12 protein-coding genes and 1 pseudogene are annotated in these 12,077 nt (G+C 61.9%); 7 read left to right on the forward strand and 6 right to left on the reverse strand.

What is annotated here, in order from left to right; translation table 11 throughout:
• Nucleotides 1-31: 31 nt before the first annotated feature.
• Both ampE and ampD read right to left on the reverse strand, forming a co-directional pair.
• On the reverse strand, nt 32-886 hold the full coding sequence (gene ampE / locus ACSBQS_RS14520) for a beta-lactamase regulator AmpE (protein WP_033631795.1): 855 nt from the start codon (nt 884-886) through the stop codon (nt 32-34).
• Complete coding sequence (gene ampD, locus ACSBQS_RS14525) at nt 886-1,482, reverse strand: 1,6-anhydro-N-acetylmuramyl-L-alanine amidase AmpD (RefSeq protein WP_025301585.1); 597 nt, start codon at nt 1,480-1,482, stop codon at nt 886-888. Before ampD ends, ampE begins: the two co-directional genes overlap by 1 nt.
• Nucleotides 1,483-1,566: 84 nt before the next feature.
• Between ampD and nadC the strand changes: the two genes are divergently transcribed.
• The 4 genes from nadC to hofC all read left to right on the forward strand — a co-directional run bounded on the left by nadC (nt 1,567) and on the right by hofC (nt 5,728).
• Nucleotides 1,567-2,457, forward strand: a complete 891-nt coding sequence (gene nadC, locus ACSBQS_RS14530) for a carboxylating nicotinate-nucleotide diphosphorylase (protein WP_025301584.1) — start codon at nt 1,567-1,569, stop codon at nt 2,455-2,457.
• Between the two features lie 189 nt (nt 2,458-2,646).
• Nucleotides 2,647-3,084 (forward strand): prepilin peptidase-dependent pilin, encoded by a 438-nt coding sequence (gene ppdD / locus ACSBQS_RS14535; RefSeq protein WP_033641862.1) that lies wholly within the window; start codon nt 2,647-2,649, stop codon nt 3,082-3,084.
• A 5-nt stretch (nt 3,085-3,089) separates the two neighbouring features.
• Nucleotides 3,090-4,532 carry a type II secretion system protein GspE gene (gspE, locus tag ACSBQS_RS14540; protein ID WP_197666583.1) on the forward strand — a complete coding sequence of 481 codons (1,443 nt, stop codon included), beginning with the start codon at nt 3,090-3,092 and terminating at the stop codon, nt 4,530-4,532.
• Nucleotides 4,529-5,728, forward strand: coding sequence for a protein transport protein HofC (gene hofC / locus ACSBQS_RS14545; RefSeq protein WP_342163841.1), 1,200 nt, complete (start codon nt 4,529-4,531; stop codon nt 5,726-5,728). The genes gspE and hofC overlap by 4 nt, the downstream gene beginning before the upstream one ends.
• Nucleotides 5,729-5,782: 54 nt before the next feature.
• Here the strand turns inward: hofC and ACSBQS_RS14550 are convergent, their stop codons facing one another.
• Entirely contained in the window at nt 5,783-6,826 is a 1,044-nt protein-coding gene (locus tag ACSBQS_RS14550; protein WP_015376656.1) for a GMP reductase, read from the reverse strand.
• A gap of 362 nt (nt 6,827-7,188) precedes the next feature.
• Between ACSBQS_RS14550 and coaE the strand changes: the two genes are divergently transcribed.
• A complete protein-coding gene (gene coaE / locus ACSBQS_RS14555; protein WP_047025205.1) occupies nt 7,189-7,803 on the forward strand; it encodes a dephospho-CoA kinase in 615 nt (204 codons plus the stop codon).
• Here the strand turns inward: coaE and ACSBQS_RS14560 are convergent.
• On the reverse strand, nt 7,703-7,933 hold the full coding sequence (locus ACSBQS_RS14560) for a hypothetical protein (RefSeq protein WP_227414610.1): 231 nt from the start codon (nt 7,931-7,933) through the stop codon (nt 7,703-7,705). The two genes, coaE and ACSBQS_RS14560, sit on opposite strands and share 101 nt — an antisense overlap.
• Between ACSBQS_RS14560 and zapD the strand changes: the two are divergent.
• Together zapD and yacG are read left to right on the forward strand one after the other, a co-directional pair.
• Nucleotides 7,821-8,561 (forward strand): annotated as a pseudogene (gene zapD, locus ACSBQS_RS14565) (cell division protein ZapD); the annotation flags it as partial. The gene ACSBQS_RS14560 and the pseudogene zapD sit on opposite strands and share 113 nt — an antisense overlap.
• A gap of 51 nt (nt 8,562-8,612) precedes the next feature.
• Nucleotides 8,613-8,804, forward strand: a complete 192-nt coding sequence (gene yacG / locus ACSBQS_RS14570) for a DNA gyrase inhibitor YacG (RefSeq protein ID WP_025301578.1) — start codon at nt 8,613-8,615, stop codon at nt 8,802-8,804.
• A gap of 39 nt (nt 8,805-8,843) precedes the next feature.
• Here the strand turns inward: yacG and mutT are convergent, their stop codons facing one another.
• Both mutT and secA read right to left on the reverse strand, forming a co-directional pair.
• Entirely contained in the window at nt 8,844-9,248 is a 405-nt protein-coding gene (gene mutT, locus ACSBQS_RS14575) for an 8-oxo-dGTP diphosphatase MutT (RefSeq protein WP_434990976.1), read from the reverse strand.
• A gap of 80 nt (nt 9,249-9,328) precedes the next feature.
• Nucleotides 9,329-12,037, reverse strand: a complete 2,709-nt coding sequence (gene secA / locus ACSBQS_RS14580) for a preprotein translocase subunit SecA (protein WP_042783690.1) — start codon at nt 12,035-12,037, stop codon at nt 9,329-9,331.
• Nucleotides 12,038-12,077: the final 40 nt, after the last annotated feature.

Below are 12,077 nucleotides of genomic sequence, written 5' to 3' on the forward strand. Positions count from 1 at the left end.
CCGAGGCGCCCGTTTTGTTTTTCACGGCGGTTTACAGCAGCGTGCCGTAAATGGTCAACAGCGCCACCACCACCACGATGATCATCGTCACCTTGCGCGCCAGCGTCACCGCCGCCCGCGGCGTTTGCACCGGATCCATATGCGGATCGCGCGCCAGCGAGAACTGCGCCAGCCGCGTCAACACCTGATACGACGACGAATGCCGATCGCCGAGCGAGGCGAACCAGGCCGGCAACGCGCGCTCGCCGTGGCCGAACAACGCATAGGCCACCCCGGCCAAACGCACCGGGATCCAATCCAGCCAGTTCAGCAGATGATCGATGCCCGACTGCGAACGCTCCAGCGGCGTATTGTGGCGCGCCAGCCAGGTTTGATAGGCGCGCAGGAAGGCATATCCCGCCAGCGCGATCGGCCCGTACGGCCCAAAGACCACGAACCAGAACAGCGGCGCCAGGTAATAACGGAAGTTGATCCACAGCAGCGCGTTTTGCAGCTCGCGCAGGCGCAGCTCCTCACTGCAGTCCACCGGCAAACCGTGGATCAACGCCAGCTCTTCCGCCATCTGATCGCTGGCATGGGTATCCCCCTGCCGCGCCGCTTTCAGGTAGGCGCGATAGTGTTTGCGCTTGATGCCGGCACCGACGCACAGCAGATCGATGACAATCCACAGCAGCAGCGTCACCACGCCGAAGAATAACCCGTGCGACAACCACAGAACGCCCCAGACGATCACCATCCAGGCGGCGGTCATCGCCAGCGTCTGCGCCAGCGAAACCCGATGCAGCCGCTGAAATACCACTTCGAGGCGATGATCCAGCTGCCAGTGTTCCCCCAGCTTGAACAGGCGCTCCCAGGCCAAAACCAGCAACAGCGTAAACAGCGTCATTAGCGATTCCTCTCCCTTTTTCTTGTCTCAAGCATAGCGTCGGCGGGCGCGCCGCGTTGTTCCAGAGATGCCAGATAGCGATCCCAATCGAACGCCGGCCCGGGATCGGTTTTGCGGCCGGGGGCGATATCGCAATGCCCGGCGATATGCGCCGCCAACGGCGGATAATGTTCGGCCAGCAGCGCGGTGACCGCCTGCAGCGTGCGATATTGCGCCTCGGTGTAGGCTAACTGGTCAGTGCCTTCCAGCTCGATGCCGATGGAGAAATCGTTGCACCGTTCGCGCCCCTGATACAGAGAAACGCCCGCGTGCCACGCGCGCTGGTCGAAGGGCACATACTGCACGATCTCCCCATCGCGGCGGATCAGGCAGTGCGCAGACACTCGCAGCTGATGGATCTCGGCGAAATAAGGGTGCTGCGCGGGATCGAGCGTGCCGGTGAACAGCTGGTCGATATAGGGGCCACCGAATTCGCCGGGCGGCAGGCTGATGTTATGGATGACCAGCAGCGAGGGCGGCTCGTCATCCGGGCGCCGATCGCAGTGCGGCGAAACCACTCGCGTCACCCCGACAATCCAGCCATTTTCCAACTGCATCAGACACCTCTCTGCGGTGGTACTTATTCCTGCAACAGAGTAGCATGTTCCCCTACGAACTAACCGTCCATTTCGGAGTTTTCCATGCCGACACGCCGCTACAGTGCCGACCGTCGCCGCACCGAGCTTCTTGAACGTATTGAAAGTGATATTCCCTATTCCGTCGCCCAGGCGCTGCGCGAAGACCTGGGAGGTGAAGTTGACGCCGGGCGCGATATTACCGCGCAATTGTTACCGGCGGACAAGCAGGCCGAAGCCACCGTCATTACCCGCGAAGCCGGCGTGTTCTGCGGCCGCCGCTGGCTGAACGAAGTCTTTATTCAGTTGGGCAACCAGGTGCAGGTGGAGTGGCTGGTGGCAGACGGCGACCGTCTGATACCGAACCAACCGCTTTGCCGGCTGCGCGGCCCTGCGCGGGTGCTGTTGACCGGCGAGCGCACCGCGCTGAACTTCGTGCAGATGCTCTCCGGCGTGGCGACCGAGGTCAGCCGCTACGTGGCTCTGCTGGAAGGCACCCAGACTCGCCTGCTCGATACCCGCAAGACCTTGCCCGGCCTGCGCACCGCGCTGAAATACGCCGTGCTGTGCGGGGGCGGCAGCAACCACCGGCTGGGGCTGTCCGATGCCTTCCTGATCAAGGAAAACCACATCATCGCCTCCGGCTCGATCAAAAACGCGGTGGAAAAAGCCTTCTGGCTGCACGCCGACGTGCCGGTGGAAGTGGAAGTCGAATCGCTCGATGAGCTGCAGCAGGCGCTGGACGCCGGCGCCGACATCATCATGCTGGACAACTTCAGCGTCGAGATGATGCGTCAGGCGGTCGCCCAAACCCAGGGCCGCGCCCAGCTGGAGGTGTCCGGCAACGTCACCAGCGAGACGCTGCGCACCTTCGCCGAGACCGGCGTGGATTACATTTCGGTCGGCGCGCTGACCAAACATGTGACCGCGCTCGATCTGTCGATGCGCTTCAAATGATCCCCTCGCCCCCGGCCGCCGCCGGGGGCGTTAACGCAGATTTGCGAAGCCCCTCGCACCGTTTTTTCCTCCGCTGCAAACGGCATCAATACTGATGGAAGCACGCCGAGAAACGCGTAAAACCCGCTCGCCGTTCCCCCGCGCAAACCGCTACCGTTGTTTTCCACACCCTTATGGAGGAAACAACGCATGGAAACGCAACGCGGCTTTAGCCTGATCGAACTGATGGTGGTGATCGCCATCATCGCCATCCTCAGCGCCATCGGCATTCCCGCCTACCAGCGCTACATCCAGAAAGCGGCGATGACCGACATGCTGCAAACCATGGCGCCATATAAGCTGGCGGTCGAGTTGTGCGTGCTGGATGAAGGCGCGCCCGCCGGCTGTGAAGCAGGCAGCAAAGGCATTCCCACCGGCGGCGCGTCGCGTTACGTCAGCGGGGTGAAAGTCGTTAAAGGCGTAATCACGCTGACCGGCACCCAAACGCTGCAGGGGCTGGCGGTGGCGTTAACCCCCAAGTCGAACGCCGATGGGCTGACCCGCTGGACCCGGCTGTGCAGCAGCGAAAACGCGACGCTGGTTGAGGTGTGCCGGGAAGTCTTCCGCTTCGACGACGCGGCGGAGTAACGGCGATGAACGCGCAAATCAGCGAAGAGGTTCACACTCTGTGTCGGCGCTATCAGGCGCTGGCGCTGAGCGAAGACCCGACCACACTGACGGTCGCGCTCAGCGAAGAAGCGCCGCAGGGGCTGCTGGCGGCGCTGCGTTTCGCCACCGGCAAACGCATCCATCTGGAACAATGGCCGGCGGCCAGGTTGGAGCTGGCGCTTAACCAGCGCCACGAACCGCTCTCGGCGCCGCTGGCGGCCGAAGAGGACACAACCGACATCGCCTACCCCGACGACGGCGATGCGCCGGTGGTGCAATTCATCAACCAGACGCTGCGCCTGGCCATCCAGCGCCGCGCCTCGGACATCCACTTCGAGCCCTTTCGACAGCATTTTCGCATTCGTCTGCGCATCGACGGCGTGCTGCAAACCCTCGCCTCACCGCCGCCGCAGCTGACCGCGCGCCTCATCGCCCGGCTGAAGATCCTCGGCCAACTGGATATCGCCGAGCGCCGTCAGCCTCAGGACGGGCAGCTCAGCCTGACGCTGGACAGCGCGCGCTATGCCATGCGTATCGCCACTCTGCCGACGCTGCACGGCGAAAAGGTGGTGCTGCGCGTTCAGCAGGGCGAGCAACAAGAACTGCCGCTGGATCAGTTGGGCATGAGCCGGGCGGATCTGGCGCGCTACGCGACGGCGCTGGCCTGCCCGCAAGGGTTGATCCTGGTGACCGGCCCGACCGGCAGCGGCAAAACGGTGACGCTGTACAGCGGTCTGCGCCAGTTGAACGATGCGCAGAGCAACCTGTGCAGCGTCGAGGATCCGGTCGAGATCCCGCTGTTCGGCGTTAATCAGACCCAGATCAACGCCAAAACCGAGCTGAGCTTCGCCCGGGTGCTGCGCGCCCTGCTGCGCCAGGATCCGGACGTCATCATGGTCGGCGAGATCCGCGATGCGGAAACCGCCGAGATCGCGGTCAAGGCCGCGCAAACCGGCCACCTGGTGCTGTCGACGCTGCATACCAACTCCACCGGCGAAACCCTGACGCGGCTGATGCACATGGGGATCCCCGGCTACCTGCTCGCCGGCTGTCTGAAGCTGATCGTCGCGCAGCGGTTGGTGCGCAGACTGTGCCGCCACTGCCGCTATCCGCACAGCCAGCCGACGCATTTTCCCAGCGCGATCTGGCCGGAACCGCTCACTGTCTGGCGCGCCGATGGCTGCGAGCATTGCTTCGGCGGTTACTATGGGCGCATCGGCGTGTATGAACTGTTGGCCATTACGCCGGAAATACAGGCGGCATTGCTGGCGAACGCCGCTCCCAGTCTGCTGGCGGATATCGCCCGCGAACAGGGGCAGCTTTCGCTGCTGCAAGCGGGCCTGGCGCTGGCCGCCGAAGGCACGACCTCGCTGGAAGAACTGTACCGCGTGATCGACGTCGTCCAGCCTGGCATAGCCGCGCCATGAAAGCGCGCCGGCTGTTTCTTTGGCAGGCTTTCGACGCACAGGGCGCCTTACGCCGCGGCGAACTGATGAGCGAGGAAAAACGGCAGGTGAGCCGGTTGCTGATCGAACAAGGCCTGCAACCGTGCCGAATCGGGCACGGCAAACGCGTTACGCCCGGCCAATGGCGTGGAGAACCGTTAATCCACTTCACCCGCCAGCTCGCCACTCTGCTGCAGGCGGGGTTGCCGCTGGTCAATGCGCTGCAGTTGCTGGCAGCAGAGCATCCTTCGGCAGCCTGGCGCTGCCTGTTGCGCCAGCTGGCCGACCAGGTGCGCGAAGGGCAACCGCTTTCCGAAACCCTCGCCGAACAACCGGGGATTTTTCCCCTGATCTATCGCCAGCTGATCGCCATCGGTGAACTGACCGGCAACCTCGATCGCTGCTGCCTGCAGCTGGCGCAACAACAGGAGGCCCAGTTGCTGCTGCGCCGCAAGGTGACCAAAGCGCTGCGTTATCCCCTCTTCATCTGCGCGGTGGCGCTGATGGTCAGCGTGTTGATGCTGGTGATGGTGCTGCCGGAATTCGCCAAGGTTTATCAATCGTTCGATGCGCCGCTGCCCTGGTTTACCCAAGGGTTGCTGGCGTTGTCTGCGCAGTTGATCGCCACCGGCCCCTATCTGGCGCTGCTGCTGGGCGCGTCGCTGTTCGGTTATGGCCGCTGGCTGCACCCGCGCCCGCCGTGGCGCAGACGTGAACAGGCACTCTTGCTGCGCCTGCCGCTGATCGCCCGGCTGGTGAGCGGCGGCGCGCTGAGCCAAACATTTCGCATCCTGACCATGACCCAACGCGCCGGGCTGACGCTGGTGGAAGGGTTGAACGCGGCGGCGCTGGCGGCTGACCATCTGCTGTACAAACAGGCGCTGGAGCAGGTGCAACGGCAGATCGCCGAAGGCGAAGCCTTTCATCGTGCCCTGGGCCTGCAACCGCTGTTTCCGCCGCTGTGCCGGCAGCTGGTGCGGGTGGGCGAAGAGTCCGGTTCACTGGACGCCTTGCTGGATAAATTGGCGCAGTGGTATGAACGGCAGACGCACGAGCTGGCCGATACGCTGGCGCAAACGCTGGAGCCGCTGCTGATGCTGGTGGTAGGTGGGATTGTCGGCGCTTTGGTGATCGCCATGTACCTGCCTATCTTTCAACTGGGCAGCGTGTTGGGATAAGGGTAAAAGGATAGCGGGCGCCGCGGTGCGCTGCGCCCGAATGCAAGGTGCGGCTTATTTGCTGCCGAAGACGCGGTTTTCCTGCTCCGCCACGCGGATAAAGGTGGTGCGCTTGGTCAGCTCTTTCAAACGCTCGGCGCCGACGTAGGTGCAGGCGGAACGCAGGCCGCCGAGGATATCACGCACGGTGAACTCCACCTCGCCTCGCAGCGGCAGCTTGACGGTTTTGCCTTCGGCCGCGCGATACTCCGCCACGCCGCCGACGTGGCGCTTCATCGCTGACTCGGAGCTCATGCCGTAGAACAGCATGAATTTCTCGCCGTTCTCTTCCACTACGGTGCCTTCGCACTCGTCGTGGCCGGCCAGCATGCCGCCCAGCATCACGAAGTCCGCGCCGCCGCCGAAGGCTTTGGCGACATCGCCCGGCACCGAGCAGCCGCCGTCGCTGACGATTTGGCCGCCCAGCCCGTGGGCCGCATCGGCGCATTCGATCACCGCCGACAGCTGCGGATAGCCCACGCCGGTCTTCACGCGGGTGGTGCATACCGATCCCGGCCCGATGCCGACTTTAACGATGTCGGCGCCGGAGAGGATCAACTCTTCCACCATCTCGCCGGTCACTACGTTGCCGGCGCAGATGACGTGATTCGGGCAGGCTTCGCGCGCTTTCTGCAGGAAGGCGACGAAGTGTTCAGAGTAGCCGTTGGCCACGTCGATACAGATGAATTTCAGCGCCGGAGACAGGGCCAGGATCTGCTGCATTTTGGCGAAGTCGGCTTCTGAGGTGCCGGTGGACACCATCACGTGGCGCAGCACCGATTCCGGCATGCGCTGCACGAAGTCAGCCCATTGCTCGACGCTGTAATGTTTGTGTACGGCGGTGAGAACGTCGAAAGAAGCCAGGGCCTCAGCCATGCGGAAGGTGCCCACCGTGTCCATGTTGGCGGCGATAATCGGCACGCCGGACCAGCTGCAACCTGAATGCTTGAAGGTAAACTGACGTTCCAGTTCAACCTCGGAACGGCTTTTCAACGTGGAACGCTTAGGGCGGATCAACACGTCTTTAAAGCCTAACTTCAAATCTTCTTCAATACGCATGACTTATGATTTCCTGGTTAATGGCGACGGATCGCAAGGAGGATATTCGAACCTCTGCCCGACGGCTTTCCCGTGGCGCGGAAAGATGACGGCGAGATTAATGCCAGTTCCAGTGACGTTATAATACGCGCTAATAATCGCCGAACAAGACTGCGAATTCGCCTTTATTTACGCTACAATCCGACAAATTTACCTGCATAATCGCAGTGTGATTGCCCGCTCATTTCTGCCGTGCCGCTGCGCTTTTTCTCGCCGTCCAAACGGGGCCGAGGCGCAAGCGCCGCCTGCCGACTTGCACTTCTGCGCGATCGCTTTATGATTCGTCTATTATTTTTTTATGAACATCGGATGCACCTAACACCATGGCCTACATTGTTGCGTTGACCGGGGGCATAGGCAGCGGCAAAACGACCGTTGCGAACGCCTTTGCGCGCCACGGCGCAGCCATTGTCGATGCCGACGTGATCGCCCGTCAGGTCGTTGAGCCGGGCACCCCTGCTCTGGCCGCGATCGCCGAGCGATTTGGTAATGAAATGTTGCTGCCGGACGGCGCGCTCAACCGCGCTGCGCTGCGTCAGCGCATCTTCAGCCGCCCCGATGATAAAACCTGGCTGAACCAACTGCTGCATCCGCTGATACACCGCGAGACCCAACGCCAACTGGCGCAGGCGGCCAGCCCGTACGCGCTGTGGGTCGTGCCGCTGCTGGTGGAAAACGGCCTGCAGGATCGCGCCGATCGGGTGCTGGTGATCGACGTCGACACCGAAACCCAGTTGGCTCGCACCATCGCGCGCGACGGCATCAGCCGCGAGCAAGCGCAGAGCATTCTCGCCGCCCAGGCCACGCGCCAGCAGCGCCTCGCCGTGGCGGATGACATTATTGACAACAGCGGCGCCGCTCAGGGGATAGAGCCACGGGTCGCCGCACTGCATCGTCGCTACCTTGAACTGGCGGCAACAGCGCCCCAACAGGATTAAACTGCATGAGTGATGTTTCCCCAACCGTTCTCTTTGAACACCCGCTGAACGAAAAAATGCGTACCTGGCTGCGCATCGAGTTTTTACTGCAACAGCTGCACGGCCAGCGCGCCCTGAGCGAAACCGCCATCGCCCTTACCTTTTTCCGCACCGTCTCCGATTTGCTGGACGTACTGGAGCGCGGCGAGGTACGCACCGAACTGCTCAAAGAGCTGGAGCGTCAGCAGCAAAAACTGTTGGCCTGGGCCGATGTGCCGGGCGTGGATATGGCGCTGATCGAGCAGTTGCGCGGCCAGTTGAAGTCGCGTTCATCGGCGCTGATGGCGGCACCACGCCTCGGTCAGGCACTGCGTGAAGACCGGCTGATCGGCCTGGTGCGCCAGCGTCTGAACATTCCCGGCGGCTGCTGCAGCTTCGATTTGCCGACCCTGCACATGTGGATGCACGCGCCGCAGCAGGATCGCGATGCCGACGTCGCCGCCTGGCTGCAGTCGCTGGATCCGCTGAACCAGGCGCTGATCATGGTGCTGGATCTGATCCGTCAGTCGGGGCCGTTCCGCAATCAAATCAGTCTGAACGGCTTTTTCCAGGACAACGCCGAAGGGGCGGACCTGCTGCGCCTGCGCCTTCATCTGGCGCCGCAGCTTTATCCGCAAATTTCCGGCCACAAGACGCGTTATGCCATTCGTTTCCTGCCGTTGGACAGCGAACATGGCATGGTGCCTGAACGCCTGACGTTCGAACTGGCCTGTTGTTGAACTCATGAAAGCAAGCCTTCTCAGCACCGCCAGAAGGCGTAAGGAACCGTTATGACGACCGTAGTGAAATGCCCAACCTGTGGCACCGGCGTGGTTTGGGGCGAAGTCAGCCCGTTCCGGCCGTTTTGCAGCAAGCGCTGCCAGCTGATCGATCTTGGCGAGTGGGCCGATGAAGAGAAGCGCATTCCGAGCAACAGCGATCTGTCGGAAAGTGAGGACTGGAGCGAACTCGACGACCGCTAATCGCCGATTGAAGGCCTGGCGCACGCCAGGCCGATAGTGTTATTGGGCGGCGCCAGCCTGCGCCACCAGCAGTTGGATAATGCCGGCGTTGGCTTCCGGGAACTCGTCTTCACGCAGCTCCGCCTGTTTTACCCAGCGCATCGGCTGCCTCTCACGGCCAAACGGCTCGCCCGCCCAATGCTCCACCAGATAAAAATTCAGCGTCACGATGCGATCGCTGAAGCGATGTTCCACCACCTCCAGCAGTTCGGCCCGCTCGGCTTCGATACCGGTCTCTTCACGCAGCTCGCGGCTCAGCGCCTGTTCCGGCATCTCACCCGGTTCGATCTTGCCGCCGGGAAACTCCCAAAATCCGGCCATGTGCGCGTCAGCGGCGCGGCGCGTAATAAAGATCTCCCGTTGAGCATTGCGGATGATGCCCACGGCGATATTCAGATGTTTCATCTCACCCTCCTGATGGGTGCCAAAAAACAGGGGCTCAGCAAGCTGAACCCCCGGGTATTATCGGTCAACCGCGGCCGGCATTACTGCAGGCGGCCGTGGCACTGCTTGTATTTCTTGCCGGAACCGCATGGGCAAGGATCGTTGCGGCCCACTTTGCGCTCGGCGGTCGCCGGCGCGTTCGGATCTTCGGTCACCAGCGCGTTCTCGTCGTGGTGGCTCAGCTGTTGCTGCTGCGCCAGACGCTCGGCCTCTTCACGGCGCTGCTGTTCCAGCGCTTCCACCTCTTCCGGCATCCGCACCTGTACCTTGCTCAGCACGCTGATCACTTCATATTTCAGCGATTCCAGCATGGTGGCGAACATGTTGAAGGATTCGCGCTTGTACTCCTGCTTCGGATCCTTCTGCGCATAGCCGCGCAGGTGGATGCCCTGACGCAGGTAGTCCATCGCCGCCAGGTGCTCTTTCCACAGGGAATCCAGCGTCTGCAGCATCACGCCCTTCTCGAAGTTGCGCATCATTTCGCTGCCGACCACTTCTTCCTTACGCAGGTACTGCTCTTTGGCGTTCTCCAGAATGCGTTCGCGCAGCGTCTCTTCGTGCAGCTCCGGCTCTTTGTCCAGCCACTGGGCAATCGGCATCTCCAGATCGAAGTCGTTCTTCAGGCGCTCTTCCAGCCCCTGAATATCCCACTCTTCTTCCAGCGACTGCGGCGTGATGTAGTTGTCGATGGTGCTCTTGAACACGTCCTCGCGGATGCTGGCGATGGTTTCGCTCACGTCGGACACGTCCAGCAATTCGTTACGCTGGCTGTAGATGGCGCGGCGCTGATCGTTGGCGACGTCGTCGTATTCCAGCAGTTGCTTACGGATATCGAAGTTGCGGCTTTCCACTTTGCGCTGCGCGTTGGCGATCGCCTTGGTCACCCACGGGTGCTCAATGGCTTCGCCTTCTTTCATGCCCAGTTTACGCATCATGCCGGACACGCGATCCGAGGCGAAGATACGCATCAGGGCATCTTCCATCGACAGGTAGAAGCGGGATGAACCGGCGTCGCCCTGACGGCCGGAACGGCCGCGCAGCTGGTTATCGATACGGCGCGATTCATGGCGCTCGGTGCCGATGATATGCAGGCCGCCCGCCGCCAGCACCGCGTCGTGGCGCTCTTTCCAGGCGGCTTTGATGGCTTCGATCTGCTCTTCGGTCGGTTCTTCCAGCAGCGCCACTTCGGCCTGCCAGCTGCCGCCCAGCACGATATCGGTACCACGGCCCGCCATGTTGGTGGCGATGGTTACCGCACCGCTCTGGCCGGCCTGGGCGACGATGTCCGCTTCCATGGCGTGGAATTTGGCGTTCAACACCTTGTGGTCGATGCCCGCTTTGGTCAGCTCTCGGGACACCACTTCGGATTTCTCGATCGAGATGGTCCCCACCAGCACCGGCTGGCCTTTGGCGGTACGCTCGCGGATGTCTTCAATGATGGCGCCGATCTTCTCTTTCTCGGTCATGTACACCAGATCCGGCATGTCTTTACGGATCATCGGACGGTTGGTTGGCACCACGATCGTGTCCAGCTTGTAGATCGAGCTGAATTCGAAGGCTTCGGTATCGGCGGTACCGGTCATCCCGGCCAGCTTCTCGTACAGACGGAAGTAGTTCTGGAAGGTGATCGAAGCCAGCGTCTGGTTCTCGTTCTGGATCTCCACGCCTTCTTTGGCTTCCACCGCCTGGTGCAGACCGTCGGACCAGCGGCGGCCCTGCATGGTACGGCCGGTGTGCTCGTCGACGATGATCACTTCGCCGTCTTTCACGATGTAGTCCACGTCGCGGGTAAACAGCACGTGGGCGCGCAGCGCGGCGGTAACATGGTGCATCAGCATGATGTTGGTCGGCGAGTACAGCGATTCGCCTTCATCCATGATGCCGGCTTCTACCAGCATCTCTTCGATCAGGATCAGGCCGCGTTCGGTCAGGTGGACCTGACGCGCCTTCTCATCCACCGAGAAGTGCCCTTCACCCTTGAAAGTGTCGGAGTCTTCTTTTTCCTGGCGGATCAGTTTAGGGATCAGCTTGTTAACCTTGATGTACATCTCGGAGCTGTCTTCTGCCGGGCCGGAGATGATCAGCGGCGTACGCGCTTCATCGATCAGGATGGAGTCCACCTCATCCACCAGCGCATAGTGCAATTTACGCTGCACGCGCTCTTCCGGGCTGAACGCCATGTTGTCGCGCAGGTAGTCGAAGCCGTACTCGTTGTTGGTGCCGTAGGTGATGTCGGCAGCGTAAGCTTCGCGCTTGGCCGGCGCCGGCATGCCCGGCAGGTTGATGCCGATGCTCAGGCCGAGGAACTCGAACAGCGGACGGTTGTTTTCGGCGTCGCGCTGCGCCAGATAGTCGTTGACGGTCACGACGTGCACGCCGCGGCCGCTCAGGGCGTTCAGGTAGGCCGGCAGCGTCGCGGTCAGGGTTTTACCTTCACCGGTGCGCATCTCGGCGATGCAGCGGTCGTTCAGTACCATGCCGCCCAGCAGCTGCACGTCGAAGTGACGCATGCCGAACACGCGCTTGCTCGCCTCACGCACCACGGCGAAGGCTTCCGGGATCAGACTTTCCAGCGATTCGCCCTTCTCCAGGCGCGCGCGGAATTCGTTGGTTTTCGCTTTCAACTCGTCATCGGACAGCTTTTCCATGTCCGGTTCCATGCGGTTGATCTGCTCAACCACTTTGCGCATGCGGCGCAGGGTACGATCGTTACGGCTGCCAAAAACTTTGGTTAATAATTTCACTAACATGATGTTTGATATCTCTGTCATGACCGCCGAGCGCGGCAGT

Origin of the sequence: Serratia sp. H402Y, from assembly GCF_051172415.1 — a bacterium.
GTDB classification, from domain to species: domain Bacteria; phylum Pseudomonadota; class Gammaproteobacteria; order Enterobacterales; family Enterobacteriaceae; genus Serratia; species Serratia ureilytica.

What these genes read in the sequence shown, in the direction of transcription:
- coaE (WP_047025205.1), top strand. Translation starts at nt 7,189, where the DNA reads ATGGCCTACATTGTTGCGTTGACCGGGGGCATAGGCAGCGGCAAAACG.
- ppdD (WP_033641862.1), top strand. Translation starts at nt 2,647, where the DNA reads ATGGAAACGCAACGCGGCTTTAGCCTGATCGAACTGATGGTGGTGATC.
- yacG (WP_025301578.1), top strand. Translation starts at nt 8,613, where the DNA reads ATGACGACCGTAGTGAAATGCCCAACCTGTGGCACCGGCGTGGTTTGG.
- ampE (WP_033631795.1), bottom strand. Translation starts at nt 886, where the DNA reads ATGACGCTGTTTACGCTGTTGCTGGTTTTGGCCTGGGAGCGCCTGTTC.
- hofC (WP_342163841.1), top strand. Translation starts at nt 4,529, where the DNA reads ATGAAAGCGCGCCGGCTGTTTCTTTGGCAGGCTTTCGACGCACAGGGC.
- ampD (WP_025301585.1), bottom strand. Translation starts at nt 1,482, where the DNA reads ATGCAGTTGGAAAATGGCTGGATTGTCGGGGTGACGCGAGTGGTTTCG.
- ACSBQS_RS14560 (WP_227414610.1), bottom strand. Translation starts at nt 7,933, where the DNA reads ATGGCGGTTTCGCTCAGGGCGCGCTGGCCGTGCAGCTGTTGCAGTAAA.
- mutT (WP_434990976.1), bottom strand. Translation starts at nt 9,248, where the DNA reads ATGAAACATCTGAATATCGCCGTGGGCATCATCCGCAATGCTCAACGG.
- nadC (WP_025301584.1), top strand. Translation starts at nt 1,567, where the DNA reads ATGCCGACACGCCGCTACAGTGCCGACCGTCGCCGCACCGAGCTTCTT.
- secA (WP_042783690.1), bottom strand. Translation starts at nt 12,037, where the DNA reads ATGTTAGTGAAATTATTAACCAAAGTTTTTGGCAGCCGTAACGATCGT.
- ACSBQS_RS14550 (WP_015376656.1), bottom strand. Translation starts at nt 6,826, where the DNA reads ATGCGTATTGAAGAAGATTTGAAGTTAGGCTTTAAAGACGTGTTGATC.
- gspE (WP_197666583.1), top strand. Translation starts at nt 3,090, where the DNA reads ATGAACGCGCAAATCAGCGAAGAGGTTCACACTCTGTGTCGGCGCTAT.